Below are 25,200 nucleotides of genomic sequence, written 5' to 3' on the forward strand. Positions count from 1 at the left end.
CGTCCATCGACACTTCTTTCACCTGAGGACATTCACATGACCGCTTCGCGACTCACCTCCCTCCTGCGCCAGGGCGCGCTCGCCCTTTCCCTCGCGGCTGCCGCCGGAGCCTCCACGGCCGCGCCCACGCACTGGAGCCCCAGCTGGATGGCCGCCACCCAGCCGCTGTGGGACGAGAGCTTCGTGCTGCCCCTGGGCATTCCCGCCCGCTTCGAGCGGCAGACGCTGCGCCAGGTGGCGCGCCTGAGCATCGGCGGCACGCGGCTGCGCGTGGTGATCAGCAACGAAGGCGGCACCACGCCGCTGCACATCGGCGCGGCGCGCGTGGCCCGCCATGCGAGCGGCTCGGCGATCGTCGAGGGCACCGACCGGGTGCTGCGCTTCGGCGGCCGCAGCGACGTGACGCTGCCGCCCGGCGCGCGCCTCGTGAGCGACCCGGTCGACCTGCCGCTGCCCGCGCTGAGCGAAGTGGCCGTGTCGCTCTACCTGCCGGAACCCAGCCAGCCCGCGGGCTTTCACTTCGATGCGCGGCAGACGCTGTACATCGCCGACGGCGACCTGAGTGCCGCGGCGAGACTGCCGGCCGCCGCCACCTCGTGGAGCACACGCGTCTACGTGAGCGGCCTGATCGTCGAGACGCCGCAAGCGCCCGTCACCGTCGTCACGCTGGGCGACTCGATCACGGACGGCAACGGCTCGACACCCGGCGCCCACACGCGCTGGCCCGACGCGCTGGCCGAACGGCTCGCGCCGCGCGGCGTGGGCGTGCTCAACGCCGGCATCTCGGGCGGCCGGCTGCTGAAGGACGGCATGGGCCGCGCGGCGCTCGAACGCGCGGGCCGCGACGTGTTCGCGCAGCCCGGCGTGCGCGCGATGGTCGTGCTGCTGGGCACCAACGACATCGGCTGGCCCGGCGGCCCCTTCGCACCGCAGGAGCCCGCGGTGCGCGCCGAGGCCGTGATCCAGGGCTTTCGCCAGCTGATCGAGATGGCCCACGCCCACAACGTGCGCATCGTGGGCGCCACCATTCCGCCGAACGAGCGCGCGCTCGAAGGCACGCCGCTGGCCGGCCACCACTCGCCCGAGAAAGACACCGTGCGCCAGACCATCAACCGCTGGATCCGCGAAAGCGGTGCCTTCGATGCGGTGGTCGATGTCGACGCCCTGCTGCGCGACCCGGCCCGGCCGACCCGACTGAAAGCCGCCATGGATTCGGGCGACCACCTGCATCCCGGCGACGCCGGCTACCGGGCGATGGCGGCGGCCATCGACCTCGACGCCTTGCTGGGCAACGATCTTCGATAGACTGCAAATATACTGTACATAAATACAGTCTTTTCTCTAGAATGGCTCGTCTCCAAGAACAACATTCGAGGCGACGCCATGACCACCGCCAACCCGCCTGCGCCCTCGGCGCAGGTGCTTTTTTTCTCCTCGCGACAGCATCCGTTGCAGTCGCGTTCGCGCACCACCGGCAAGACAGGCCGGATTTCAAACTGGCCCTTCCGCGTGACGCGGGAGCACGGCCACGACGACAGCAACGAACAGGATGACATCCGCGTTCAGGCGGCGCGCGTCATCCGGACGACGGCCACGCATTGGTGGCCGCCGGAGCCCTGAACCGCCTTTTCATCCTTCTTCCCCCGGAGAACTGCAATGGACGACTTCAACCGTGGCGATGCGTTTGCGAACGAGCCCGAACCCGACTGGGACTCCCCCGCTTTCGAGAGGCAACGCCACCTTCTCATCGCGCTGTTTCCAGAGCCCGACGTGCAAGCAGCCATCGAAGCGCACCGCAAGGAATGGATCTGGCCCAAGGGCCACTACTTTCCTCGCAGCCCGCGACTGCACCTGACGCTCCACTGCTTCGGCGACCAGCCCAAGGAGGTCGAGAAACGCCTGTGTGAAGCACTCGCCCAGGTTCGGGTGCGGCCCATGAGCCTCGTGCTGGACAGCTCGCGCACATGGCGCAACGACATCGCGGTGTTGCAGCCGGCCGAGCACAGCGCCTTGCGCACCCTGCATGCGGACATCGGCCGTGCGGTCCAGAAGGCGGGCATCGTCACGGAAACGCCGACGTTCACACCGCACATCACCATCGCCCGCCGCACCGAGGGCGCGGCCTACCCGATGCGCCTGCCGCCGATCCCGTGGCGCGTGAGGAAATTCCTGCTCGTGCGCTCGTTCACGTCGCATCCCGTCGAGCACAAGGTGCTGGCCACCTACGAGGCCGACGAAGAAGACAAAGAAGACGCCGTCTGACAACGGCCGGCCGGCTTTCGTGGCCTGATCGGGTGAGACAATTTTCGGCGCCCATCGAACCCACGCCACGCCCGCCGCATGCTGACACCACCCGATATCGCCCCCGACGCCGTTCAAGCGCGTCTCGCCGAAACCTACGGCCTGCAGGCGACACGCGCCGAGTTCCTGCCGCTGGGCGCCGACGTCGATTCGGCCGCGTTCCGCATCGAGGCATCGGACGGCCGCGCGTACTTCCTCAAGCTGCGCCGAGGCGGCTTCACGCCCGCCGTCGTCGACGTGCCGGCCGTGCTGCATCACACCTATGGCATCGACGCCGTGATGGCCCCGCTGCTCACGCGCACGCGGCGGCTCAGCGTGCAGGACCAGGGCTTCGACTGGGCGCTCTACCCCTTCTTCGATGGCGTCGACGGCTTCACGCGCGCACCGACCGACCGGCAATGGACCGCGCTCGGCACCGCGCTGAACGCCATCCACCGCACCGAGCTGCCCGAATCTCTGCGCGCGGGCCTGCCGCGCGAAAGCTATTCGCACCACTGGCGTGAAGGCGTGCGTGGCTACCAGCGCCGCTTCATCAACGGCGTGGCGGGCGACGATCTGGTGAAGCGCTTTCTGGCCTTCTGGGACGCGCACGACGAAGAGATCGATTCGATCGTCTACCGCAGCGAACAGCTTGCCTCGATCCTGCTCGAGAAGTCGCTGCCGCAGGTGCTGTGCCATGCCGACCTGCACGCGGGCAACGTGCTGCTGGGCGACGACGACCGCCTGTGCATCGTCGACTGGGACACGCTCATCCTCGCGCCCAAGGAGCGCGACCTGATGTTCATCGGCGGCGGGGTCGGCGGCGTGTGGAACCAGCCGCGCGAAGAAGCGCTGTTCTTCCAGGGCTACGGCACGAAGGAGGCGGTCGACACGCTCGCCCTCGCCTACTACCGCCACGAACGCATCGTGCGCGACCTGCTCGAGTTCTGCGACCAGATGTTCGACCCGCAGGCCAGCCGCGAAGACCGCGAGGAAGGCCTGCGTCAGATGGCGAGCCAGTTCGAGCCGGGCAACGTGGTCGCCGTCGCGCACCGCGACTACGACGCCATCACCTGAAACACCTGAAGGGCGCCGCTCAGATCAGCAGGTCCTGCGCGTCGTCCTCGAAGCCCGCCACGGGCTGTGCCTTGGCCAGCGCCAGCCACACCGAAAAAGGAATGCGCTCGAAGGCGCGGTGCACCGCGGCGCGCGCCACCACGAGGCGCTCGCCCTCGAGCACCATCACGCCGCATTCGGCCGGAATCTCGTCGGGCGACGCGATGCTGCGGCCCTTGGCGTCGTTGCCCAGCACGTACCAGCACTCGCCGCCCAGGTCGAGGTAGGCCGCACGCTTGTCGGGCTTGCGCAGGTCGCCCAGCAGGTCGGCGCGGCTGACCTTCACCTCGTGCACGATGGGATGCGCGTAGGCCTCGACGCTGGTGTTGCGAATCGAAAAGACATCGGGCCGCGCCATGCACCAGCGCGGCTTGCCGCCCTCTTCCAGCGGCGGCAGCCGGGCGCGCAGGCCCAGGCCGCGCCAGGCGATGCGGCCGCCGCGCGTCATCTCGCGCGCCACGCGCTCCACCAGCGCCTCGTGCGGCGACAGCGCCGCGCGGTTGACCGTGAGCGTGGTGGCGATGCGCGCAATGCCCGCGTCGGTCACGCGCAGCGTCTCGTGCCCCAGCGCGCTGCGCACGCGTTCGAGAAAACCGCCCGCGAGCAGTTCGACCTCGATGGTGTCGCAGCAGGGCCAGCCGGCCGAACGGTAGATCTCGCGCAGGCGCCGTGCGTGCGGCTTGCCGAAGGGCACGGCCGTCTGCAGGGGCGGCGGGTCGGTCACCGGCGGCGGAAAATCGGGGTCCGTCACCGGGGGCACGACCGGCGGCGGATCGCCTTCGGGCGGCAGCACGGGCGGCGGCGGTGGCGGCATGGGCACATCGGGCGCGGGCGGCGGCGGGCCGATCGGCGTGGCGACGACCTCATCGGCAAGGGCAAATCCGGCGGTTGCGGCGAGTGCGGACATGGGAGGAACAGGTTAGCGAAAAGTGAGGGGCGGCGCGAGGCATGGAACGATCGGTTGCATTCGCAATGCCTCAGTGGAAGTCGCGGCTGGTGTTGCTCTGCGCCAGCCGGCCCAGCAGCGGCGTGAGGTCCTTGAAGCCGGTGGCGATCAGGTGCTGCACCTTGCCGCCGCTGTCATCGTCGCGCTGCCAGGTGCCCTGCACCGCGAGCAGGTGCGACTTGAGCAGCGGCTCGCGCCAGGCCTCGATGACGTGGCTCCACACGATCACGTTGACGTTGCCGGTCTCGTCCTCCAGCGTGACGAAGATGGTGCCGTTGGCGGTGCCGGGCCGCTGCCGACCCTTGACGATGCCGCAGGCGCGCACGGTCTGGCCGCTGCGTGCGGTGCGCAGCTCCACCGCGCTCAGGAGCCGCATGCGCGCCAGGCGCGGGCGCAGCAGCGCGAGCGGATGGCGGCGCAGCGTGAGGCCCAGCGCCGCGTAGTCGCCGACGATCTCTTCGCCCTCGGGCGCGGCGGGCAGCAGCAGCGCCTGTTCGTGGATCGGCACGCCCTTGAGCAGGGCCGACGAGCGATGCTGCGCCGTGGCGTCCCACACCTGCTGGCGGCGATGGCCCGAGAGCGACATCAGCGCATCGGCCGCGGCGAGCGCGGCCATGTCCTTGCCTTCGAGTTCGGCGCGCAGGGCCAGGTCTTCGGTGCTGGTGAAAGGCGCTTGCGCGCGCGCTGCGAGCAAACGTCTGGCGCCGGCGTCGCTGAGGCTCAGGACCCGGTTCAGGCCCAGCCGCACCGCCGGCTGGTTCTCGTTGCCCAGGCGCTCGGCGTAGCGCGTGTCGGTGCCTGGCGGCATGCGCGGCGCATCGGGTGCGCGGGCCTCGAGCGTGGTGTCGATCTCGCTGCATGTGACGTCGACCGGCCGCACCTCGACCCCATGGCGGCGCGCGTCCTGCACCAGCTGCGAGGGGTTGTAGAAGCCCATCGGCTGCGAGTCGAGCAAGGCGGCGAGGAAGCAGGCGGGTTCGTAGTTCTTGAGCCAGCTGCTGATGGTGACCAGCAGCGCAAAGCTCGCGGCGTGGCTTTCGGGGAAGCCGTAGTCGCCGAAGCCGAGGATCTGCTTGAAGATGGCTTCGGCGAACTCCTTCGGGTACTTGTTTTCCACCATCCCATCCACGAGCTTCGCGTGAAACTTGTCGAGACCGCCCTTGCGCTTCCACGCGGCCATGGCACGACGCAACTGATCGGCTTCGTCTGCGCTGAACTTCGCCGCGATCATGGCGATCTGCATCACCTGCTCCTGGAAGATCGGAATGCCCAGCGTGCGTTCCAGCGCCGGCTTCAGTTCCTCTTTTTCGTAGAGGATCGGCAAGCCCTTGCGCACCCGCTCGCGCTGCTTGAGGTACGGATGCACCATGCCACCCTGAATGGGCCCGGGCCGCACGATCGCCACCTCGATCACCAGGTCTTCATAGGTGCGCGGCTTCAGGCGCGGCAGCATCGACATCTGCGCCCGGCTCTCGATCTGGAACACGCCGATGGTGTCGGCGTCGCAGATCATGTCGAACACGTTCTGGTCGTCGTTGGGGATGTGGTGCATCTGCACCATCGAGCCCCGCCAGCGGTTCATGTGGTCGAGCCCGCGGCGGATGGCGCTGAGCATGCCCAGCGCGAGCACGTCGACCTTCAGCATGCCCATGGCTTCGAGGTCGTCTTTTTCCCACTGGATGACGGAGCGGTCTTTCATCGACGCCTTCTCGACCGGCACCAGCCGCGTGAGCCTGGTGTGCGTGAGCACGAAGCCGCCGACGTGCTGGCTCAGGTGACGTGGAAAGCCCTTGAGCTTTTGCGTGTGCTCGATCCACTGCATCAGCTTGAGCCGGTCTTCCTTCACGCCGACGCGCTCGGCGGCCTTGTCGAGCTGTTCGCCGAGCACGGTGTCGTCGAACCAGTAGTGGTCCTTGGCGAACTCGTCGACCAGCCGCTCGTCGATGCCGATGGCCTTGCCGACGTCGCGCAAGGCGCTGCGCGAGCGGTAGCAGATGACGACGGCAGCGATGGCGGCGCGCTCGCGGCCGTACTTTTCGTAGATGTACTGGATGACTTCTTCGCGCCGCTGGTGCTCGAAGTCGACGTCGATGTCGGGCGGTTCCTTGCGATGGCGGCTCAGGAAGCGCTCGAACAGCAGGTGGCCTTTTTCGGGGTCGATTGCGGTGATTTCGAGGCAATAGCAGACAGCGGAATTGGCCGATGACCCGCGACCCTGGCAAAGAATTTTCTGTGAGCGCGCAAAGCGGACGATGTTCTCTACGGTGAGGAAGAACATCTCGTATTCAAGCTCCCTGATCAGGTCCAGCTCTTTCTGCACCTGGACCCGCACGCCATCAGGAATCCCGTTCGGGTAGCGCCTTTGCGCCCCTTCCCACGTCTTGCGCGCCAGCGTCTGCGTCGCCGTCTCGTTGCTGCCCAGCGTTTCCAGCGGGTACTTGTAGGTCTCGCGGATCACCTCGGGATCGAAGCGGCACCGCTGCGCCACCGCCAGCGTGTTCGCCAGCATCGCGGGCAGGTACAGCTCGGCCAGTCGCACCCGCTGGCGCAGGTGCCGCTCGGCGTTCGACTGCAGCGCGAAGCCGCACTCGGCCACCGTGCGGCCTTCGCGCACCGCTGTGAGCACGTCGTGCAGCGGCTTGCGCCCGCGCGCGTGCATGTGCACGTCGCCGGCCGCGACCAGCGGCACGCCGGCCTGCTCGCCCGCCTGCATCAGCGTGACGAGCCAGAGGTCGTCGTCGAGTTCGTTGAACAGTTCCACGGCCAGCCAGAGGTTGTCGCCGTACAGCGCCCTGGCGGCGGCCAGGTCGTCCTGCACGGTGGCCGCATCCGGCATGCCGCCCGGCGGCCGGTGCGGCACGAAAAGAATCTGGCAGCGCTGCAGCGAGGCGACGTCGCTCGTGTCCCAATCGACGCGGTACTCGCCCTTGGGCAGCTCGGTGTTGCGCGCGGCGGTGATGAACTCGCAGAGGTTGCCCCAGCCCTCGGTGTCGTTCGCGATCACCACGAGCTTGAAGCGCTCGAAGCGGAACTCGCTGCCGAACAGCAGGCGGAATTCGGGGTGGCGCGGGATCGGCGGTTCGTCCGGGTGCTCGCGCTCGTAGGTGTCCAGCTTGACGGGCAGATCGCGCAACGCGACATGCGCGCGCACGATGCCGGCCACCGAGCATTCGTCGGTGATGGCCAGCGCCGCATAGTCGAGGTGGTAGGCGCGCTCGACCACCTCTTCGGGCGTCGAGGCGCCGCGCTGGAAGCTGAAGTTCGTGAGGCAGTGCAGCTCGGCATAGCCGGGCAGGCCCGGCGCCGGGCGCAGCCGCTGCGGCAGCACATGCACCTTGGCGGGCTGGCGCTTGCGCTCTTCTTTACCGCTCAAGTCAGGCATAGAAGCCTTGCAGGTACCAGCGCACCTCGCCCGACGAAAAGCGCGTGGCGGGCCGCTCGCGAAAGATCCACACCAGGCCGGCCTCGGGGCTTTCGGCCACGTAGTAGTCGCGCATCGCGGGCTGGCCGCCGTCTTCTTCACCGCCCCACCAGCCGGCCTCCACGCGCTGCGGCCCGACCAGCTTGCGCAGCGGCCCGCAGTAGCACGGGCGCTCGCCGTCCATCTCGAGCCGCAAGGGCTCGGGCAGCAGCCAGGGCGGGTAGATCGCATCGGGCTGCGAGGCGGCGTCCTTGCGGGCCTTGTCGGGTGCAGGCGTTTTCTCTTTTTGCAGCGCGGGCCGCCACCGCTGCTGGCGCTCGGGCCGGTGGTCGGCCTGCGCGAGCGGTACCACCACCTGGTCGGCACCGAGCCGCACGCTGAGCCGTTCGACCATCTCGTGCAGCTTGTCGCCCTTGCGGTTGTCTTCCGGCAGGAAGCTGGTGCTGGCGCCGGCCAGCGGATCGGTTTCGAGCGTGCGCAGCTTCAGCCAGCTCGCGGGCGCGGCCAGCGTGGTGAGCGCGAGTTTTTCGGACAGCAGGCGGCGCAGGTGCGCCATGTCCTGCGTGGGCTCTGCCGTGCGCACGGTGAGCTGCTGGTGCGGCGGCAGGGTCACGCCGTTGAGGCGCCGCAGGTCGAGCGTCCATTGCAGCTCGAGCGCACGCGCACCGCGCTGGCGGGCGCGCAGCCAGATCTGTAGCGCCGACAGCAGGCGGTTGGCCGACCACATGAGTTCGGGCCCGGTCTCGGCCAGCGCGGGCAGTTCGAGCTTCTGCTCGAACACGTCGGGCAGCGTGAGCCAGGCGTGGCTTTCGGGGCGCAGGCCCCAGGCAATGTCGAGCGCCTCGCGCAGCCCGGTGCCGAAGCGCCGCGTGAGGCCGCCACGCGGCAAGGCGGCCACATCGCCCCAGGTGCGGCAGCCCAGGCGCGCGAGCAGGTCGAGGTGACCCTGCGCGGCCGTCAGCGTGTCCAGCGGCAGGCCGGCCGGCACCTCGGCGGGCCGGTGCTCGTTGCGCGCGAACAGGCGCAGCCGCGCCAGCGCGATCAGGCTGGTGGCGCCCTGCGCGCCGCGCATGCGCGCGTCGGATGCGGGGTTGAGGGCCAGCAGCTGGCGCATCAGCGGCGCGCGACCGCCCCACAGGCGCTCGCAGGCCGAGACCTCGAGCATCAGCGCCTCGTCCTGCCAGGCGACGTGCGGCGTGAACTGCAGCGCCCACCAGCCCAGGGCCTCGGGCGGAGGCATGTCGGGGGCGTCGGCTTCCTCGGTTTCAGACGACCACTGCAAGGCGATCCAGTGCATCCGGGCCTCCTTTCCACGCGTCGATGCGCACCACCGTGGCCGACGGCGCGGCGGCGGCCGGCGCCACGGGCGGCTGCAGGCGCAGCTGGCGTCGCACGCGGGCGGCGGCCAGCAGCGCGCTCATGCGGGCGTTGCGCGCCGGCACCCGCACCGGCGCGGCCAGCGGCGGCCCCCGGCGCTTGAGCAGGTGCAACGCGATCTGCGCCGGGTCGTCCTGGCAGCGCTCGGCACGCAGGCGCAGGCGCGCGGGCGAAGCCGACAGCGCCACCGACTCGGGCCGGCACACGAACAGCAGCACCTCGTGCTGCGCGGCGGCCAGCTGCAGCCGCCGCAACTCGCCCACGCGGGCCTGCGGCAGCCAGGCGACGACGGCAGCGATCTCGGCGCAGCGCAGCGCCTGCTCGCAGGCCCACAGCCGCGCGGCCGGAGCGTCGCTGCGCACGCACATCAGCGCCTCCACCGGCAGCCCCTGCGCCGCCAGCGCGGTGCCGCAGGGCTCGTAGGGCGCGCCGACCAGCACCACCGGCCCGCCGCGCGCCTCCACGGCCTGCGCCAGCGCGGGCAGCAGCAGGCGCCAGACATGGGCCTCGGGCGTGGCCTGCAGCAGCTCCGTCATCGCGCCCACGGGCCAGCCGCCGCCGGGCAGCTCGGCGTCGAGCGCGGCATGCCCGGTGGCCACGACCTGCGCGTCGGCCAGGCCTAGTTCGTCGGCGTGCCAGACGCCGCGGCCCGCGGCGGTGGAAAAGGAGTCGAGGAAAGGAAGGCCCATGATTGCAGTTGTTAACTGTATTTTTATACAGTATTTCCCGGGTCGCAACCAGCGATCGATTTACCTGCGAAGGCCCGCGCCTTAAGATCGGTTTATTAACAATTAGTGACCATGAGACACAAAAAGATTCACCTGCGGCTTCTGGCCCTCGCCGCGCTCGCCACCCTCGTCTGTGCGGTGGCGCCCGCCTCGGCCCAGCCCGCCAAGCCGCTCCTGATCGGCCAGACCTACGTGCAGACCGGCCCGCTCGCGTCGCTGTCGACCGAGCCGCTGGTGGGCATCCGTGCCATGTTCACCGCGCTGAACGCGAGCGGCGGCGTCAACGGCCGGCCGGTCGAGCTGCGCCAGCTCGACGACGCCTACGACCCCGCCAAGGGCGCCGAGAACGTCAAGACCTTCGCGCGCGACGGCGCCGTGGGCGTGCTGATGCCCATCGGCACCTCGTCGGCGGTCGGCGCGCTGAAGGCGGCCAACGAGCTGAAGATTCCCGTCGTCGGCCCGTACACGGGCGCGGGCCCGGTGGTGAAGTTCAGCGAGTTCGGCTTTCCGGTGCGCATCAGCTTCGACGAGGAGTACAGCCGCATCGTGAACCACCTGTTCACCATCGGCCTGTCGCGCATCGCCTTCGCGCACAACGACAACCCCGGCGCGCGCTCGGCGATGGAGAGCACGCAGAAGTTCATTGCCGAACGCGGCGACAAGATGGTCGGCAGCGTCGCCATCAAGAACGACGGCTCCGACGCGGCCGAGCGCGCCGCCGAGCTGGCCAAGCTCAAGCCCAAGGCCGTGGTGCTGTCGGCCACCAACGACGTGGCGGCGAAGTTCATCGCGGCCTACCGCGCGACCGGCGGCGAGACGGCGTTCTATTCGTTCTCGTTCCTGAACGGACAGAAGCTGTTCCAGGACATCAAGAAGGACGCGGCCGGCGTGGTCATCTCGCAGGTCGTGCCCTACCCGTGGAACAGCGCGATGCCGGTGATTGCCGAGTACCAGGCGGCGATGAAGAAGATCGGCATGACCGAGTTCAGCTACGCGAGCCTGGAGGGCTACGTCACGGCCAAGGTCATGGTCGAAGGCCTGAAGCGCGCGGGCGCCAACCCCACGCCCGAGTCGCTGCAGAAGGGCCTGGAGTCGTTCAAGACGCTGGACCTCGGCGGCATCGCCGTGTCGTACCGGCCCGGCGAGCACCGCGGGCTGACCTTCTCGGAGCTGTCGATGCTCAAGGCCGACGGGCGCTACCTGCGCTGAGCCCTTCCGCCCGCCGGCATGGCGGGCGCAGAATTTCGTTCGTGACGACGCCCCTCACGAACGCACACCCTTACGCCCTCACGCGCGCCCGGTTGCTCCGCCTCGGCGCAGCCCTGTGCGCAGGTGCCGCGCTCCCCTCCTTCGCCCAGCAGCCACCCCGCAGGCCCGCGATGCAGATGACCACCCGCCCCATTCCCTCCACGAAGGAAGCCCTGCCGGTCGTCGGCTGCGGCACCTGGATCGGCTTCGACCAGCGCCCCGGCAGCGACGAGTACCAGCGCCTGCCCGGTGTGCTCGACGCGCTCTTCGCGGCCGGCGGCACGGTGATCGACAGTTCGCCGATGTACGGCCGCTCCGAGGAAACCACCGGCGAACTGCTGGCCGCCGCGAAGCCGGGCGCCAAACCCTTCCTCGCCACCAAGGTCTGGACCTCGGGCCGCGAAGCCGGCATCGCGCAGATGGAGCAGTCGTTCGCGCGGCTGCGCACGAAAGAGATCGACCTGATGCAGGTGCACAACCTCGTCGACTGGCGCACCCACCTCGCCACGCTGCGCGGCTGGAAGGACAAGGGCCGCGTGCGCTACATCGGCATCACGCACTACACCGCCTCGGCCTACGACGAGGTCGAAGCGGTGTTGCGCGCCGAGACGCTCGACTTCCTGCAGATCAACTACTCGCTCGATGCGCGCGATGCCGAACAGCGCCTGCTGCCGCTCGCGGCCGAGCGCGGCGTGGCGGTGATCGTCAACATGCCCTTCGGCGGCGGTGGCCTGCTGCGGCGCCTGCGCGACAAGCCGCTGCCCGCCTGGGCCGGCGAGATCGGCTGCACGAGTTGGGCGCAGGTGCTGCTGAAGTTCGTGCTGAGCCATCCGGCCGTGACCTGCACGATCCCGGGCACAAGCCGCGCGGAGCACATGACGGACAACGCCGCGGCCGGCGCCGGCACCTTCCCCGATGCCGCCTTCTGGCGCCGCGAGGCCTCTTCTATTCGAACTTGACGTTGTGCTCCCGCACCGTCGCGCCGAAGGCGTCGTACTGCGTGCGGAAGAACTCGGCGAACTTCGCGGGGCTCATGCCGTAGCCCTCGAAGCCCTGCTGCACCAGTTGCGCATGCACGTCGGGCCGCTTGAGGGTGTTCTGCAACTCCAGCGAGAGCCTGTCGGTGATCTCCTTCGGCAGCCCCGGCGGCCCGAAGAAGCCGGCCCAGGGCGTGATCGTGAGCTTGCCCAGCCCCAGCTCGCCGCCCGTCGGCACATCGGGCAGCAAGCCGCTGCGCTGCGGCAGCAGCGTGACCAGCGCGCGGATGCGCCCCTCCTTCACGAAGCCCGGCGCCAGCGTGCCGGTGGTGAACATCATCTGGATCTGCCCGCCCAGCAGGTCGGTCATGGCCTGCATGTCGCCCTTGTAGCGTGCGTTGACCACCTTGCGCTCGCCCAGCAACTGCAGCATCGCGAGTTCCGAGGCGCTGTTGCTCGAAGCCGAATTGAGCGCGCCGGGCTTCGACGCCACGAGCGCCAGCAGCTCGTTCACGCTTTTCACCGGCAGGCTCGATGGCACCACGAGGAACATCGAGAACTGCCCCGCCGAGCTGATCGGCGTGAAGGCCTTGAACGGGTCGTAGGGCGAGGTCGGCCGCAGCGTGGGCGCGGCGACCATCGCGGTGTTGGTGCCCATCAGCAGCGTGTAGCCGTCGGGCTTGGCCGACGAGGTGGCCTGGGCCGCGAGCACGCCGTCGGCGCCGGGTCGGTTCTCCACGATCACCTGCTGGCCGAGCTGCTTCGACAGCCCCTCCGCAATGATCCGCGTGAGCGAGTCGGCGCCGCCGCCCGCGGCGAAGCCGACGATCAGCTTCAGCGGCTTGTTCGGGTACGCGTCGGCGCTCCAGGCCGCCGCGCCGGACAGTGCCGTGGAGGCGAGGGCCGCGAGAGTCAAGGTTCTGCGTCGCATGAAAGCCTCCTTGTTCAGAAGAGGTGCCGCACGCCGAACTCCCAGCCCGACGAGCGCATTCCGCCCGCCGGCGCCACACCGCCGCTCACCACATAGCGCGCCTGCCCGCTGTTCATCAGCCGTGCGTAGGTGCCGTAGAGCGCGGTGCGCCGGGAGAGGTTGTGCACGTAGCCGATGCCGAACTGGCGCGCATCGTCGCGGTTGCGCGGCATGCCGTTGGCGTTGCGCAGGCTCTCGTCGCTGCGGTCGTCCAGGTAGGCGTAGCTCACGCGGATGCGCCCGACCTCGAAGGCCGGGATGTGCGCGCCGATCTCGACGGTGTTCTTGCGCACCGTGCCGGCCGCGAGCTTCACCGTCACCTTGTTGTAGAGCGCGAAGAACTTCGCGAAGCCCGCGTCCCACGAGCCGCCGATGTTGGCGTGCGTGTAGTTGCCGATGGTGGAGGTGGCGTTGAAGTGCGAGCGCGTCACCGCCGCCGCGATGTCGAACGCGCCCGAGGCGAAACCGAAGCGCGCGCCGCCGAAGTTGCCGTCGTCGCGGTTCGGCGCGGTCGAGTTGTTCTCGCCGGTGCCGATCATCGCCATGCCGTAGAAGCCGCCCAGCTTGGCCGGCAGCCAGTAGCTCACCGTGTTGCTGCCGGTGATGGCCGTGGGCAGCGGCCCGGTGCCCGCGCCCGCGAAGGTGAGGTTGCCCGCGCGCGCCACGCCGTTGGCGTTGAAGGGGTCGAAGTAGATGCTGTTGTAGTGCGTGGGAATGAAGTCGTGGCCCAGCCGCACCTCGCCCAGCGAATCGTGCGACAGGCTCACGAAGGACATGCGGTCGAAGGTGATCGGTCCCGCCGGGCCCGCCCCGCTCGTCTGGTTGTTGGTGTTGCTCGGCCGGCCGGTGCCCAGGTCGGGGTTCAGGCTGCCTTCGAGCCAGAAGCCCGCGCGCAGGCCTCCGCCCAGGTCTTCGGTGCCGCGAAAGCCGATGCGGCTGGTCGACAGGCCGCCGTTCGACAGCGCCTTGATCGAGCCGCCGCCCTCGCCTTTCGTGTACTGGACGCCGAGGTCCATCACGCCGAACACGGTGACGCTGGATTGCGCGTGCGCCGCGCCGCTGCTGGCCAGGCCAATGGCCGACCACATCAAAAGTCTCTTCATGGTTTCTTGTCTCCTGCTCTTTTTTGGGTTGAAAACTCTGGAATCACTCGGGAATGGCGCGCAGGGCTGCGCCACCGGGTGCGCACGGGGGTGCGACCGGTTGGCGAAGGCCGGGAAAAAAGGTCTAGCTGGCGGGTTGCGGCCGCTCCGTGCGCACGAGCACGGCGCCCTTGGACAGCGGACTCACGTTGCGCCGGTACTGCTGCAGCCAGCCGGTGTCGAAGGCCGGCGGCGGCGCCTGCCAGTCGGCGCGGCGCGCGGCGAGTTCGGCGTCGGTCAATGCGATGTCGAGGCGGCGCGCGTCCAGGTCGATGGTGATCACGTCGCCATCGCGCACCAGCCCGAGCGGCCCGCCCAGTGCCGCCTCCGGCGACACCTCGGCCACCACGAGCCCCTTGCAGACCAGGCCCGAGAGATGCCCGTCGGTCAGCAGCGCGACCTGGTCGCCGAGCCCCGCGCCATCGACCGCGAAGACCACGCGCGATGCGCCACCTCCCATGGCCGGTCCGCCGCACGCGCCGGCACCGCGCATCACGACCACCTGGCCGGGCACGATCTCGTGGTTCTTGATCGCGGCGATGGCGGCGTCCGAAGTCCAGAAGCACACGGCCGGCCCGGTGAAGCGCCGCACCTTGCGCTCGGCGATGCCGGTCTTGATGAGGCCCGACTCGGGCGCGAGGTTGCCGCGCAACAGCACGATGGCCGGCAGCGGCGCGACCGGGCGGTCGATGGGGCGGATCACCTCGGCGTCCCTCACTTCGGCGTGGCGCAGGTTGTCTGCGACGGTGCCACCGGTCACCGTGAGCGCACCCGTGTCGAGCAAGGGCGCGAGCTGCTTCATCAGCGCACGGCAACCGCCCGCCGCCTCGAAGGCCTCGATCGAATGCTCGCCGATGGGCCGCACGCCGGCCAGCACCGGCGTCGTGGGGCCGAGGTTTTCGAAGAGGCCGTACACGTCGACGCCGCACTCGCCTTCGGTCGATATCGCCTGCAGGTGCTTGGCCGTGTTGAGCGAGCCGCCGACGGAGAGCACCGCGCGCACCGCGTTGGCGAAGGCGCCGGCCGAGAGGATGTCGCGCGGCTTCAGGTCGTCCAGCACCATCTGCACGATGCGCGTGCCGGCCGCGCGCACGTCGTCCATCATCTTCGGGCTCAGCGCGGCGACGGGCGCGCTGCCGGGCAAGGCCATGCCGAGCGCCTCGCACACGATGTGCATCGAGTTCGCCGTGCCCAGGCCCGAGCACACGCCCGGCCCGCGGATCGCCTCGCGGCTCATGCCCACGAGTTCTTCCACGGGCAGGTGGCCGGTGACCGCGTGCATCGCGCCGATGAACACCTCCTCGATGTCCATGTGCTTGCCGCGGTACTCGCCGCTCGGCTGGTAGCCGCACGGCACGAGCAATGTCGGAATGTTGAGCCGCGCGGCCGCCATGAGCTGCCCCGGCACCGTCTTGTCGCACGAGGTGAGGCAGACCATGCCGTCGAGCTGCGCGCCTTCGACCGCGACTTCGATGTCGTTGGTCACGAGGTCGCGCGCGCCGAGCATGTAGGCGCCGCGTGCGCCCGCGCCGGTGATGAAGTCGCTGGGCGCCGCGGTGCGGATTTCGAACGGCACGCCGCCCGCCGCGCGGATCGCTGCCTTGATCTCCGCCGCCACCTTGTCGAGGTGGCTGAAGCACGCGGCCAGCTCCGAGGAGCTGTTGACGATGGCGATCTTGGGCTTCTCGCAATCCTCTTCGGGGATGCCGAGCGCGCGCCAGTGCGCATTGCGCACCGACCAGAGGTAGGAGCCGCGCGGGAAGTTGCTGCGCAGGGGGCGGGTCATGAACGGTCTCCGGTTTTGTCGTTGTTCTTCTTGGTGATCTCGATCACGCCGCGGTCGGCGTCCACGCGCACCCAGTCGCCGGTCTCGATGCATGCGAGCGGGTCGCGCTCGAAGTCCGTCATCGAGGGCGAGTGCGTCACCACGGCGCCGAGCGCCATCTTGGTCGTCATCTCGTTGAACAGGAACGCCGCGGGCGCGGAGTTCATGAGCCGCGTCATGTGGAACATCGCGGACCAGCCCGACGAGCCCTTGGCGCCCGGGAACACCAGCACCTTGCCCGCGAAGCTCTGGCCGCGCAGTTCGTGCCGCGTCTCGATGACGGTGCCGGTGCGCGGGTCGATGCCGCCCCAGCCCGAGATGCGGTAGCGCGTGACCAGCGCCTCGCCTTCCGCAACGCCGCCGACCACCTTGCGTCCGCGGATCACGAGGGTCTTTTCTTCGGTCATGACTGCGGCGCTCATGCGTAGCCTCCGTTCCACCGACCGGTGCAGGCCGCATCGACGCATTCGGCCGTGCTGCCGAACCACGCCTGCACGCCGAGGATGGCGGGCAGGTAGTGGGCCTGCTTGGCCGAATCGAGTGCCACGGTCTTCGTGCCCTTGGGCACGGCGCGGCTCATGGCCGAGCAGCTGTCGGTCATGAGGATGCCGCCCGCGTCTTCGATGATCTTGGTGTAGCCGTTGCGGTCGGCCAGGGACTTGATGGCGCGCGGCGTGAAGATCCACAGCTCGCAGTCGGGGTGCACCTTGCGCCCTTCGATGAGCTGCGCGGCCTCCCAGATCTGCTCGATGGTGTAGTGCGGGCAGCCGAGCATCACGTACTGGACCTCGCTGTCCTTGCCCGTCACGTTGATCTTCTCGTAGGTCGCACGGCGCTCGGCCTCGCCGTAGCGCAGCACCTCGATGGGCGCCTTGCCGCCGAGCGCCTGTTCCAGCGTCAGCGCCTCGGGCGTGACGCCGGCGATGTGGTACATCTCCACGCCGCCCGAGGACGAGGCGGCCGCGCCGAAGTGCTTGAGCCGCGGCAAATTCGGCACGCGGCCGATGCCGCGCCGGCTGTGCACCACCGGCACGCGCTCCTGCACGTGCTCGCCGATGTAGTAGCCGAGCAGGCCCCAGTCCTGCACCGACTCGACCTCGATGTCGAGCTCGATCACATGCGTCGCGCGGCGGTTCTCCTCGAGGTGGTAGCCCCAGTACGGAATGCGCCCGGTGAGCATCGCCGCGCCCGTGCTCTCGCGGCCCTCGGTGTTGGTGCGCGCGCCGAGCACCGAGTTGCAATACACCACCGCCGACGACTCCATCCACGCGCAGTGCTCGCCGCGCGTCGGGATGTTGCCCACCTGGTAGGGCGTGCAGGTGTTCATGATCTGCGCGCCGAGGCCGGCCGCATGGCGCTCGCTCTTGTTGTAGAACTGGACGATCTCCTCGCTCACGCCCATGCGCTCGGGCTGGCCGGGATCGAAGCCCAGCTGCAGGTGGCTTGTGAAGACCTTGAACTTCGGGATCTCGACCGTCTCCTGGCTGTCGAGGCTGAATTCGGAGAACACCGCGTCCATGCCGCCGCCCTTGGCAAGCGCGAAGTCGCGCTGGAAGGGCGTGGTCGAGGTGATGGTGGCGCAGACGTTGCGCGTCTCGACCAGTCGCTCGGCGCCGAGGGCTTCGCCATAGCGCATCAGCAGGTCCATCGCCTTCTGAACGGCCGGTCCGTCGCGGCCGTCGTACATGGCTTTTTCTTCATCGCTCAGGTGCATGACCTGTGTCTCCGTTCTTCTATGTCGTGGGGGATCGAACCCCGGCCGGGCTGCTAACCCGGCAAGGGCGTGGGCACATGCCCGCCGATGTCGCGCGCAATGGTGAGCGCGATGTCGTGCAGGCGCGGTGCGAGTTCGTTGCGCAATCTGTCTTCGGTGAACACGAAGGCGGCGCCGCCGCCGTTGAGCGCCATCACCTCGCCGTCGGGGCCGATGAGCGGCACCGACACCGAGTTGATCTCGCGGTGGAATTCGCCGAGCGAGAGGCAGTAGCCCAGCCGCTTGGCTTCGCCGATGGCGCGCGTCATGGGCGCGGCGATGCCGTCCCACTCGGGGCCGCGCAGGAGGCGCATCGAATCGACCAGTTGGTTGCGCTGCGCATCGGGCAGCGCCGAGAGGTACGCGCGGCCGAGCGCCGAGTTCGGCAGCGGCGCGCGCGAGCCCACGTCGAGCCGCGCCGAGAGCATCGACGAGCGCGGGCGGCAGGCCTCGATCAGCACCATCTCCATGCCGTCGCGCACCGCGAGGTAGACGGATGCGCCCACCTCTTCCGCCATCGCCTGCATGCTGGGCCGCGCGGCGGCGCGCACATCGAGGCTGCCGAGGAACACGCGCGAGAGCGACACCACGCCCGGCCCGAGCATGAAGCGGTCGGGCGCCTGCGCGGGCTTGAGCATGCCCAGCGAGAGCAGCGTCGCGACCAGCCGGTTGACCGTGGGGCGCGGAATGCCGGTGATGCGCGCGACGTCGGCGTGGCCGAGCACCGGGCGGTCTTCGCTGAAGCAGCGCAGCACCGAGATGCCGCGCTCCAGCGCGCTCACGGTGTCGGAACGTTCGCCGCGCGACTCGGACGCATCGGCCGCGGAAAGAGAGCTGTCGTTTTTATCGGTGGACATGAAGGGACCCTTTGAACGCTTTGCAAGACTCTGCAATGTAGAGGCTCGCGAAAGGAGGTCGTCCGGGTTCATGGCAAAAAAGAGGCCGGGTCAGGCGCTGGCTTCGGCCGCGACGGAGGCCGCGCCCTGCCCGGCTTCGCCCCCGGTGCGCAGGTACACGCCCTGCGCCAGCAGCGCGGACTGCAGCGCGCCGGTGTCGACGAAGCGCGGCGCGATGCCGCCCTGCGACGCCAGCGCCGCCGCCACGCCCGCGGCCTGGCCCGTGATCCAGCACTGCGGAATCTCGCGCATGAAGCCGTGCGAGTTGCGGTCGCACGAGATGTGGCGCCCGCACGCCACGAGGCCATCGAGCTGCTGCGGCACCAGCGCGCCATAGGGAATGGAGATGTTCGGGAATTTCGGCGACACCGCGGGCGTCACGCCGACCTCGTCCGCCAGCGCCACGCCGTCGGGCCACTGGCTGCGCAGCACCGCGCCCACGCCGGTGAGGCGCCGCGCATGGCGCACGCCGATCTGCGGCGCGCTCAGCATCAGGTAGGCGTCCTCGAAGCCGGGCGCGTGCGCCTTGAAGTAGTCGAGGTGCGCGGCCATGGCGCGGTGCGAGCGCACTTCCACGGCCGTGAGGTCGTCCACGTCGAGCGCCGAGTAGCCCGATTGGCGCGGCCCCATGAAGAGCGCCACATCGTTGCGCCACGAGACGAAGGGCCGCTCGAAGAGGCCGAGCTGCTCGCGTCCGCGCGCCATGAAGCCGGCGAAGGCCTCGGGCTGGCCGGCCTTGAAGTCGATCCAGCGGTTCATGTCCACGCCGCCGAAGAGCCACGAGGTGTTCATGCAGTGGTGCACGTCGGCCTCTTCGATGTCGTTCACGAAGGCGGCGCCGGCGCGGGCGAACAGGTCGCCGTCGCCGGTGGCGTCCACCACCACGTCGGCCATGATGGCCATGCGGCCTTCCTTGCTCTCGAAGACCACGCCCTTGACGGCGCCGTCCTGCACGATCGGAATGGCGGCCCACGAGTGGTAGATGAGCTTGACCTTGCGCTCCAGCACGATCTCCTGCGAGAGCAGCTTCAGGCGCTCGGGGTCGATGGTGGGCGACCAGGTGACGATGCCGTGGTACGCGGCCGTGCGCTGCGACCAGTGCGCGGCCTTGGCCACGTCTTGCGAGCCCCAGTCCGCGCGTTGCGGGCCGGCGATGGCGTCGGCGGGCAGGCGGTCGAACAGTTCTTCGGCAAAGCCGCGGATCACCAGCTTGCCTTCCCAGTCGGTCATGCGATCGATCCAGATCACGAGGCCACCGGTCGACAAACCACCCAGGTGGTTGTAGCGCTCGAGCAGTGCCACGTCGGCGCCTGCGCGGGCGGCGGCAGCGGCTGCGGCGGTGCCCGACGGGCCGCCGCCGACCACCAGCACGCCGCAGCGGTGATAGACCGGGATGTTCTTGCCGGGCTCGGCCCAGCTGCCGTGGTCAGGCCGCTTGACGCGGCTGTCGCGGTCGAAGATGTCGGAGGACAGGATGCGCTCGTCGGTGCGGACGACAGTTTTCATGAGATGGGTGTCTTGGATGGGCTGTTTCGTCGTATTTTGATTTCAATGTTCATTTTGTCAAACGCAAAAGCCATAAAATGGCGTTTGTTCGGGGTATTCCCTAGTCAATATGGATTTTTATGATTTTCTAAATCAATATCAGGAGAACATTCCAACGGAGACATCGATGAAGAAACTCAACGGCACCCGCCGTGCATTCGGCACGGCGCTCGGCGCCGCGGCCTTGCTGGGCCTGGCGCCGCACGCGTTCGCGCAGGACTTTCCGGCGCGCAACAAACCGATCCGCATCGTCGTGGGCTTCACCGCCGGCGGCGGCACCGACGCGCAGGCGCGCATCGTGGCGCAGAAGCTCGGCGAGGTGCTGGGCACCAGCGTGATCGTCGACAACAAGCCCGGCGCCAGCACCATGCTCGCGGCCAACGAGGTGTCGCGCGCACTGCCCGACGGCTACACGCTGCTGTACGCGCCCTCGTCCACGATGGCGCAGAACCCGCACACCTTCGCGCAAGTGCCCTACGACCCGTTCAAGGACTTCACCGCCATCTCGATGGGCGGGCGCGGGCCGCTGGTGCTGTCGGTCAGCACCTCGGTGCCGGCCCACAACGTGAAGGAACTCGTGGCCTACGTGAAGGCGAACCCCGGCAAGGTGAGCTACGCCTCGTTCGGCGCGGGCACCTCGTCGCACATCTACGGCGAGGCCTTCGTGAAGAAGACCGGCGTCGATGCGGTGCACATCCCCTACAAGGGCGGCTCGGACGCGGCCAAGGACCTGATCGGCGGGCGCGTGCAGTACATGTTCGACTCGGCTTCGTCGGCCATCATCACCTCGGCCACGGGCAAGGTGAAGGTGCTGGCCATCGCGGCGAATGCGCGCATCCCGGCGCTGCCCGACGTGCCCACCTTCGCCGAACAAGGCTACGCGGGGCTGGACCTGCCGAGCTGGCTCGGTTTCTACGGGCCGGCGCGCATGCCGGCGCCGGTGGTGGCCAGGCTCAACGCGGCGCTCACGCAGGTGCTGGCGATGCCGCAGGTGCGCGAGTTCTATCGCACAGGCGGCTACGAAGCCGGTGCGACGACGCCGGAAGAATTTGCCGGCATCACGCGCACGACCTACGAGCGCTGGGGCGCGATGGTGCAGCAGGTAGGCTTGGCCAAGCAATGAGCCCTTCTTCTTTCATCACCCGACGCAGCGCGGCCGCCTGGCTTGCGCTGGGCGCGATCGCCCTGCCGCTGTCTTCATTCGCCGCCTCGCCCGCGGACTTTCCGGTCAAGGGCCGCAGCATCCGCATCGTGCTCGGCCTGGCGGCCGGCGGCGCCTCCGACGCGCAGGCGCGCTTCGTCGCCAACAAGCTCGGCGAGGTGTTGCAGACGCCGGTCATCGTGGAGAACCGGCCGGGCGCGAGCTTCATCCTCGCGACCGAGGAAGTGATCCGCGCGGCGCCCGACGGCTACACCTTCATGTACGCGCCCTCTTCCGTGGTCGCGCAGAACCCGCAGACGCTGGCACAGGTGCGCTACGACCCGTTCAAGGACCTCACGCCGATCTCGCTCGGCGCGCGCGGCCCGCTGGTGCTGACGGTGCACGCGAGCGTGCCGGCGCGCAATGTGCAGGAGCTGGTGGCGTACATCAAGGCCAACCCGGGGAAGATGAGCTACGCCTCGTTCGGCACCGGCACCTCGTCGCACATCTACGGCGAGGCCTTCGCGCGGCAGGCCGGGCTCGACGTGGTGCACGTGCCCTACAAGGGCGGCGCCGATGCGGCGAAGGACTTCCTCGCGGGCCGCGTGCAGTACTACTTCGACGCGGCGCCCAACGCCATCCAGAACACGGCCACCGGCAAGGTGCGCATGCTCGCGGTGGCGGCCCCCAAACGCAGCGCGATGCTGCCCGACGTGCCCACGATGAGCGAGCAAGGCGTGAGCGGCGTCGACATGGCGAGCTGGCTCGGCTTCTACGGCCCGGCGCGCATGCCGGCGCCGGTGGTCGCCAAGCTCAACGCCGCACTGGCGCAGGTGCTGGCGATGCCGGCCACGCGCGACTTCTTCCGCCAGGGTGCGTACGAGGCCGAATCGTCGACCCCGCAGCAGCTGGCCGACCTGACGCGCACGACCTACGACCAGTGGGCCGAGACGATCCGCAAGCTCGGCCTCACGAAGCAGTAACGGGTCGCGGCGGCGAAGTTCAGCCGAAGAACTTCAGCAGCCGCGCATTGGTCTCGTCGGCGCGTTCGTACTGCACCCAGTGCCCCGCGCCGTCGATCACCACGCCTTCGCGGCCAGGACCTTCGCTGGCCAGTTGCGCCACCAGCGGGCGCGAATCGGCGGTGACGTCGAACTCGCCCCACAGCAGCAGCGTCGGCACGCCCAGCGTGTCGATCGCGGCCTGCAGGCCGCCCGAGAGCGACACCTCCTTGCTGCGAAAGCGCGTGCCGTGGCACGAGAGGTCGTGGATCTCGAAGGCCAGCGGGTCGATGGCGGCCGGCGCGTGCAGCATCAGCGCGCCCAGGTTGTGCATGAGCGCGGCGCGCTCGGTCTCGCGGTCGGGGGCGGCGCGCCAGTTGATCATCTCGACCGTCATGCGACGCAAGGTGCCGTGGCCGCCGCTGCCCATCAGCGCCAGCCGGCGGATCGCGCCGCGCCGCACCGCGAAGCGCGCGGCGGTGAGCCCGCCGAACGAGAAGCCGCCCAGGTCGATGGGCGTGCCGGCGCCGATGAGCGCGTCGAGCGTGCCGCCGAGCGCGGCCAGGAGCGGCACCAGCGCGTCCTCGCCGGGCGCCACGCGGGGCAGCGCGTCGGAATCGTGAAAGCCCGGCATGTCGGGCAGGAGCAGCGTGCGCTGCGCCGACAGCGCCTCGGCATTGCGCAGCCAGTGCATCCAGCTGCCGTGGCCGCCGTGCAGCAGCACGATGGGCGGCTTCGTCGTGTCGGTGCCGAAGCGGCGCCAGCGCACGCGAATGCCGTCGTGCACCGGGTCGTGCGAGGTGGACAGGGCTTCGATGCGGGCGATCAGGCGCCGGGCTTCGGCGGATTCGTCGGGGGTGGGCAGAGCGGGCGTGGGCATGGCTTCATTCTGCCGCGCAGCCCGCGTGCCTTCAGGCCGCGCCGAAGCGGTAGCTCGACACCACGAGCCCGCCCATGAAGGCGTCCTCGTGGTAGACGCGCTCGCCGACGTCACCCTCGGCCGCGCCCACCGCGACCATCAGCGGAATCAGGTGCTCCTCGCGCGGGTGCGCCATGCGCGCCGACGGGGCCGAGGCCCAGTCCTGCAGACGCTGCACGCGCACTTGCGGCGTGGCCTGCACAGCCGTCTCGTCGAGCCAGTCGCCGAAGGCCTTGGACACGCCATGCGCCTGCGGGCCGAAGTTGCGCAGGTTGTGATAGCTCAGGCCGCTGCCGACGATGAGCACGTTCTCGTCGCGCAGCGGCGCGATGGCGCGGCCCAGCGCCAGGTGCTCGGCCGGGTCGAGCCCGCGCCGCAGCGACAGCTGCACCACCGGCACGTCGGCGTTCGGGTACATCGCGGCCATGGGCGAGAACATGCCGTGGTCGTAGCCGCGCTCGGGGTCGATCTGCGCCGGCAGGCCGGCGGCGGCGATCAGCGATTGCACGCGCTGCGCGAGCTCGGGCGAACCGGGCGAGGCGTAGCGCACCTCGTAGGTGTGGGCCGGAAAGCCGCCGTAGTCGTAGATCATGGGCGGGCGCGGGTTGCCCTGCACCGTGAACACGGGCGACTCCCAGTGCGCCGAGACCATGAGGATGGCGGCCGGCGTGCGGCCGATCTGGCGCGGCATGTCGGCCAGCGAGGCAGCGAGTTGGTCGTAGGTGGCGCCCATCTCTTTCTTCATCCAGGGCCAGGGGCCGCCGCCGTGCGAGATGAAGTACGTGGGCAGGCGGGAAAGCGTGGTGTCGTGGGTCAAGTCGATGCTCCTTGAAGGCGTTGGATCGACTGTAGACATTTCCTTTCAGGAAATCGACAGGCTACGATGCATCGAATCCTTTCTTCACAGGAAATCATCGATGGACCGCATGACCAGCCTGCGCGTGTTCCGCGAGGTCGTCGAGGCCGGCAGTTTCGTGGCGGCGGCCGAGCGCCTGGGCCTGTCGGCGCCAATGGCCAGCAAGCACGTGGCACAGCTCGAGAAATCGCTGGGCGCGCGGCTGCTGCACCGCTCGAGCCGCCACCTGAGCCTGACCGAGGCCGGCACCGCCTGGTACGAACAGAGCCGCCGCGCACTCGACCTGCTCGACGCGGCCGAGGCCGCCATCGGCCAGACCAGCGACGCGCCGCGCGGCCAGCTCAAGGTGAGCGCGCCCGTGTGGTGCGCCACGCCGCGCTTTGCGCGCGTGCTGGCCGACTACCGCGCGGCGTACCCGGAAGTGCTGGTCGACATGCACCTGGAGAACCGCAAGGTCGATCTTGCGGCCGACGGCTACGACCTGGCCTTGCGCGCCACGCAGGAGCCCTCGCCCGCGCTCATCGCGCGGCCGCTGTGCCGCGTGCCCTTTCATCTTGCGGGCACGCCGGCCTACCTGAAGCGCCACGGCGCCCTGCCCGCGGTGCCGGCCGACCTCGCGAAGCTGGGCGCGATCGTGCCCAGCTACGTGAACCTGGACAACCTCGCGCTCAAGGGGCCGGGCGGGCGCATGTTCCCGCTGCGGCTCACGCCCGCAATGCGCTCGGACGACACCACGCTCACGCTGCACGCGGTGCGCGCCGACATGGGCATCGCGTACCTGCCCGTGTGGCTGATCGACGACGACCTGGCGCAGGGACGGCTGGTGCGGCTGCTGCCCGCGTTCGAGGCCACGCCGGTCACGCTGTTCGCCGTGTACACGAGCCGGCAGTACATGTCGCCCAAGCTGCGAACTTTCATCGACTTCCTGAGCGAGCGGCTGGGAGGCATGGAAACAAAGGCAGCACGCGCCGACGACACCAAGACACGACGCAGCTGAAGGGTTGCTGAAGGCACCGGCCACGAACGCACCTTTTCGGGGCAAGGTCATGCATGCAGGGC

At 69.4% G+C, this 25,200-nt stretch carries 22 protein-coding genes; 9 read left to right on the plus strand and 13 right to left on the minus strand.

Annotated features, from left to right (window positions below; translation table 11 throughout):
* The first annotated feature begins 36 nt into the window (after window positions 1-36).
* The 4 genes from AC1RLW_RS06990 (at window position 37) to AC1RLW_RS07005 (ending at window position 3,357) form a co-directional block, all read left to right on the plus strand.
* Window positions 37-1,305, plus strand: coding sequence for an SGNH/GDSL hydrolase family protein (locus tag AC1RLW_RS06990; protein WP_493192568.1), 1,269 nt, complete (start codon window positions 37-39; stop codon window positions 1,303-1,305).
* Between the two features lie 78 nt (window positions 1,306-1,383).
* The gene (locus AC1RLW_RS06995; protein WP_493192569.1) at window positions 1,384-1,620 is read left to right on the plus strand and encodes a hypothetical protein; all 237 of its coding nucleotides are present in this window, start codon (window positions 1,384-1,386) and stop codon (window positions 1,618-1,620) included.
* A gap of 36 nt (window positions 1,621-1,656) precedes the next feature.
* Window positions 1,657-2,262: an RNA 2',3'-cyclic phosphodiesterase gene (gene thpR / locus AC1RLW_RS07000; protein WP_493192570.1), complete on the plus strand. Its 606-nt coding sequence runs from the start codon at window positions 1,657-1,659 to the stop codon at window positions 2,260-2,262.
* 78 nt (window positions 2,263-2,340) lie between these two features.
* Window positions 2,341-3,357 carry a phosphotransferase enzyme family protein gene (locus AC1RLW_RS07005; protein WP_493192571.1) on the plus strand — a complete coding sequence of 339 codons (1,017 nt, stop codon included), beginning with the start codon at window positions 2,341-2,343 and terminating at the stop codon, window positions 3,355-3,357.
* A gap of 19 nt (window positions 3,358-3,376) precedes the next feature.
* Here the strand turns inward: AC1RLW_RS07005 and AC1RLW_RS07010 are convergent, their stop codons facing one another.
* The 4 genes from AC1RLW_RS07010 to imuA form a co-directional block, all read right to left on the minus strand.
* Window positions 3,377-4,303, minus strand: a complete 927-nt coding sequence (locus AC1RLW_RS07010) for a hypothetical protein (protein WP_493192572.1) — start codon at window positions 4,301-4,303, stop codon at window positions 3,377-3,379.
* Window positions 4,304-4,373: 70 nt separating this feature from the next.
* Complete coding sequence (locus AC1RLW_RS07015; protein ID WP_493192573.1) at window positions 4,374-7,724, minus strand: error-prone DNA polymerase; 3,351 nt, start codon at window positions 7,722-7,724, stop codon at window positions 4,374-4,376.
* On the minus strand, window positions 7,717-9,060 hold the full coding sequence (locus AC1RLW_RS07020) for a Y-family DNA polymerase (protein ID WP_493192574.1): 1,344 nt from the start codon (window positions 9,058-9,060) through the stop codon (window positions 7,717-7,719). Before AC1RLW_RS07020 ends, AC1RLW_RS07015 begins: the two co-directional genes overlap by 8 nt.
* On the minus strand, window positions 9,029-9,829 hold the full coding sequence (gene imuA / locus AC1RLW_RS07025; RefSeq protein ID WP_493192575.1) for a translesion DNA synthesis-associated protein ImuA: 801 nt from the start codon (window positions 9,827-9,829) through the stop codon (window positions 9,029-9,031). The genes AC1RLW_RS07020 and imuA overlap by 32 nt, the downstream gene beginning before the upstream one ends.
* 111 nt (window positions 9,830-9,940) lie before the next feature.
* Here imuA and AC1RLW_RS07030 point away from each other — a divergent pair, with 111 nt between their 5' ends.
* Both AC1RLW_RS07030 and AC1RLW_RS07035 read left to right on the plus strand, forming a co-directional pair.
* Window positions 9,941-11,077: an ABC transporter substrate-binding protein gene (locus tag AC1RLW_RS07030; RefSeq protein ID WP_493192576.1), complete on the plus strand. Its 1,137-nt coding sequence runs from the start codon at window positions 9,941-9,943 to the stop codon at window positions 11,075-11,077.
* Window positions 11,078-11,247: 170 nt separating this feature from the next.
* The gene (locus tag AC1RLW_RS07035) at window positions 11,248-12,075 is read left to right on the plus strand and encodes an aldo/keto reductase (RefSeq protein WP_493192577.1); all 828 of its coding nucleotides are present in this window, start codon (window positions 11,248-11,250) and stop codon (window positions 12,073-12,075) included.
* On the opposite strand, the gene AC1RLW_RS07040 is transcribed toward AC1RLW_RS07035, so the two are convergent.
* The 7 genes from AC1RLW_RS07040 to AC1RLW_RS07070 all read right to left on the minus strand — a co-directional run bounded on the left by AC1RLW_RS07040 (window position 12,062) and on the right by AC1RLW_RS07070 (window position 20,185).
* The gene (locus tag AC1RLW_RS07040; protein ID WP_493192578.1) at window positions 12,062-13,024 is read right to left on the minus strand and encodes a Bug family tripartite tricarboxylate transporter substrate binding protein; all 963 of its coding nucleotides are present in this window, start codon (window positions 13,022-13,024) and stop codon (window positions 12,062-12,064) included. The two genes, AC1RLW_RS07035 and AC1RLW_RS07040, sit on opposite strands and share 14 nt — an antisense overlap.
* A 14-nt stretch (window positions 13,025-13,038) precedes the next feature.
* On the minus strand, window positions 13,039-14,166 hold the full coding sequence (locus tag AC1RLW_RS07045) for a porin (RefSeq protein WP_493192579.1): 1,128 nt from the start codon (window positions 14,164-14,166) through the stop codon (window positions 13,039-13,041).
* Window positions 14,167-14,290: 124 nt separating this feature from the next.
* Entirely contained in the window at window positions 14,291-15,991 is a 1,701-nt protein-coding gene (gene ilvD, locus AC1RLW_RS07050; protein WP_493192580.1) for a dihydroxy-acid dehydratase, read from the minus strand.
* Window positions 15,988-16,452, minus strand: a complete 465-nt coding sequence (locus AC1RLW_RS07055; RefSeq protein ID WP_493192581.1) for an aconitase X swivel domain-containing protein — start codon at window positions 16,450-16,452, stop codon at window positions 15,988-15,990. Before AC1RLW_RS07055 ends, ilvD begins: the two co-directional genes overlap by 4 nt.
* Window positions 16,449-17,744 (minus strand): aconitase X, encoded by a 1,296-nt coding sequence (locus AC1RLW_RS07060; protein WP_493192582.1) that lies wholly within the window; start codon window positions 17,742-17,744, stop codon window positions 16,449-16,451. The genes AC1RLW_RS07055 and AC1RLW_RS07060 overlap by 4 nt, the downstream gene beginning before the upstream one ends.
* A gap of 53 nt (window positions 17,745-17,797) precedes the next feature.
* Window positions 17,798-18,640, minus strand: coding sequence for an IclR family transcriptional regulator (locus AC1RLW_RS07065; RefSeq protein WP_492735819.1), 843 nt, complete (start codon window positions 18,638-18,640; stop codon window positions 17,798-17,800).
* 90 nt (window positions 18,641-18,730) lie between these two features.
* Window positions 18,731-20,185: an FAD-dependent oxidoreductase gene (locus tag AC1RLW_RS07070; RefSeq protein ID WP_493192583.1), complete on the minus strand. Its 1,455-nt coding sequence runs from the start codon at window positions 20,183-20,185 to the stop codon at window positions 18,731-18,733.
* Between the two features lie 166 nt (window positions 20,186-20,351).
* On the opposite strand from AC1RLW_RS07070, the gene AC1RLW_RS07075 reads away from it, so the two are divergent.
* On the plus strand, window positions 20,352-21,347 hold the full coding sequence (locus AC1RLW_RS07075) for a Bug family tripartite tricarboxylate transporter substrate binding protein (protein ID WP_493192584.1): 996 nt from the start codon (window positions 20,352-20,354) through the stop codon (window positions 21,345-21,347).
* Window positions 21,344-22,348: a Bug family tripartite tricarboxylate transporter substrate binding protein gene (locus AC1RLW_RS07080; protein WP_354347678.1), complete on the plus strand. Its 1,005-nt coding sequence runs from the start codon at window positions 21,344-21,346 to the stop codon at window positions 22,346-22,348. The genes AC1RLW_RS07075 and AC1RLW_RS07080 overlap by 4 nt, the downstream gene beginning before the upstream one ends.
* A gap of 19 nt (window positions 22,349-22,367) precedes the next feature.
* Here AC1RLW_RS07080 and AC1RLW_RS07085 read toward each other — a convergent pair whose 3' ends face one another.
* Window positions 22,368-23,246, minus strand: a complete 879-nt coding sequence (locus AC1RLW_RS07085) for an alpha/beta fold hydrolase (protein WP_493192585.1) — start codon at window positions 23,244-23,246, stop codon at window positions 22,368-22,370.
* Between the two features lie 31 nt (window positions 23,247-23,277).
* Window positions 23,278-24,102: a DODA-type extradiol aromatic ring-opening family dioxygenase gene (locus AC1RLW_RS07090; protein WP_493192586.1), complete on the minus strand. Its 825-nt coding sequence runs from the start codon at window positions 24,100-24,102 to the stop codon at window positions 23,278-23,280.
* Window positions 24,103-24,202: 100 nt separating this feature from the next.
* Here AC1RLW_RS07090 and AC1RLW_RS07095 point away from each other — a divergent pair, with 100 nt between their 5' ends.
* Window positions 24,203-25,138, plus strand: coding sequence for a LysR family transcriptional regulator (locus AC1RLW_RS07095; RefSeq protein ID WP_489057131.1), 936 nt, complete (start codon window positions 24,203-24,205; stop codon window positions 25,136-25,138).
* The last annotated feature ends 62 nt before the right edge of the window (window positions 25,139-25,200 follow it).

The organism is Variovorax sp. GW822-FHT04A09 (assembly GCF_058801005.1).

What these genes read in the sequence shown, in the direction of transcription:
- AC1RLW_RS06990 (WP_493192568.1), top strand. Translation starts at nt 37, where the DNA reads ATGACCGCTTCGCGACTCACCTCCCTCCTGCGCCAGGGCGCGCTCGCC.
- AC1RLW_RS06995 (WP_493192569.1), top strand. Translation starts at nt 1,384, where the DNA reads ATGACCACCGCCAACCCGCCTGCGCCCTCGGCGCAGGTGCTTTTTTTC.
- thpR (WP_493192570.1), top strand. Translation starts at nt 1,657, where the DNA reads ATGGACGACTTCAACCGTGGCGATGCGTTTGCGAACGAGCCCGAACCC.
- AC1RLW_RS07005 (WP_493192571.1), top strand. Translation starts at nt 2,341, where the DNA reads ATGCTGACACCACCCGATATCGCCCCCGACGCCGTTCAAGCGCGTCTC.
- AC1RLW_RS07010 (WP_493192572.1), bottom strand. Translation starts at nt 4,303, where the DNA reads ATGTCCGCACTCGCCGCAACCGCCGGATTTGCCCTTGCCGATGAGGTC.
- AC1RLW_RS07015 (WP_493192573.1), bottom strand. Translation starts at nt 7,724, where the DNA reads ATGCCTGACTTGAGCGGTAAAGAAGAGCGCAAGCGCCAGCCCGCCAAG.
- AC1RLW_RS07020 (WP_493192574.1), bottom strand. Translation starts at nt 9,060, where the DNA reads ATGCACTGGATCGCCTTGCAGTGGTCGTCTGAAACCGAGGAAGCCGAC.
- imuA (WP_493192575.1), bottom strand. Translation starts at nt 9,829, where the DNA reads ATGGGCCTTCCTTTCCTCGACTCCTTTTCCACCGCCGCGGGCCGCGGC.
- AC1RLW_RS07030 (WP_493192576.1), top strand. Translation starts at nt 9,941, where the DNA reads ATGAGACACAAAAAGATTCACCTGCGGCTTCTGGCCCTCGCCGCGCTC.
- AC1RLW_RS07035 (WP_493192577.1), top strand. Translation starts at nt 11,248, where the DNA reads ATGCAGATGACCACCCGCCCCATTCCCTCCACGAAGGAAGCCCTGCCG.
- AC1RLW_RS07040 (WP_493192578.1), bottom strand. Translation starts at nt 13,024, where the DNA reads ATGCGACGCAGAACCTTGACTCTCGCGGCCCTCGCCTCCACGGCACTG.
- AC1RLW_RS07045 (WP_493192579.1), bottom strand. Translation starts at nt 14,166, where the DNA reads ATGAAGAGACTTTTGATGTGGTCGGCCATTGGCCTGGCCAGCAGCGGC.
- ilvD (WP_493192580.1), bottom strand. Translation starts at nt 15,991, where the DNA reads ATGACCCGCCCCCTGCGCAGCAACTTCCCGCGCGGCTCCTACCTCTGG.
- AC1RLW_RS07055 (WP_493192581.1), bottom strand. Translation starts at nt 16,452, where the DNA reads ATGAGCGCCGCAGTCATGACCGAAGAAAAGACCCTCGTGATCCGCGGA.
- AC1RLW_RS07060 (WP_493192582.1), bottom strand. Translation starts at nt 17,744, where the DNA reads ATGCACCTGAGCGATGAAGAAAAAGCCATGTACGACGGCCGCGACGGA.
- AC1RLW_RS07065 (WP_492735819.1), bottom strand. Translation starts at nt 18,640, where the DNA reads ATGTCCACCGATAAAAACGACAGCTCTCTTTCCGCGGCCGATGCGTCC.
- AC1RLW_RS07070 (WP_493192583.1), bottom strand. Translation starts at nt 20,185, where the DNA reads ATGAAAACTGTCGTCCGCACCGACGAGCGCATCCTGTCCTCCGACATC.
- AC1RLW_RS07075 (WP_493192584.1), top strand. Translation starts at nt 20,352, where the DNA reads ATGAAGAAACTCAACGGCACCCGCCGTGCATTCGGCACGGCGCTCGGC.
- AC1RLW_RS07080 (WP_354347678.1), top strand. Translation starts at nt 21,344, where the DNA reads ATGAGCCCTTCTTCTTTCATCACCCGACGCAGCGCGGCCGCCTGGCTT.
- AC1RLW_RS07085 (WP_493192585.1), bottom strand. Translation starts at nt 23,246, where the DNA reads ATGCCCACGCCCGCTCTGCCCACCCCCGACGAATCCGCCGAAGCCCGG.
- AC1RLW_RS07095 (WP_489057131.1), top strand. Translation starts at nt 24,203, where the DNA reads ATGGACCGCATGACCAGCCTGCGCGTGTTCCGCGAGGTCGTCGAGGCC.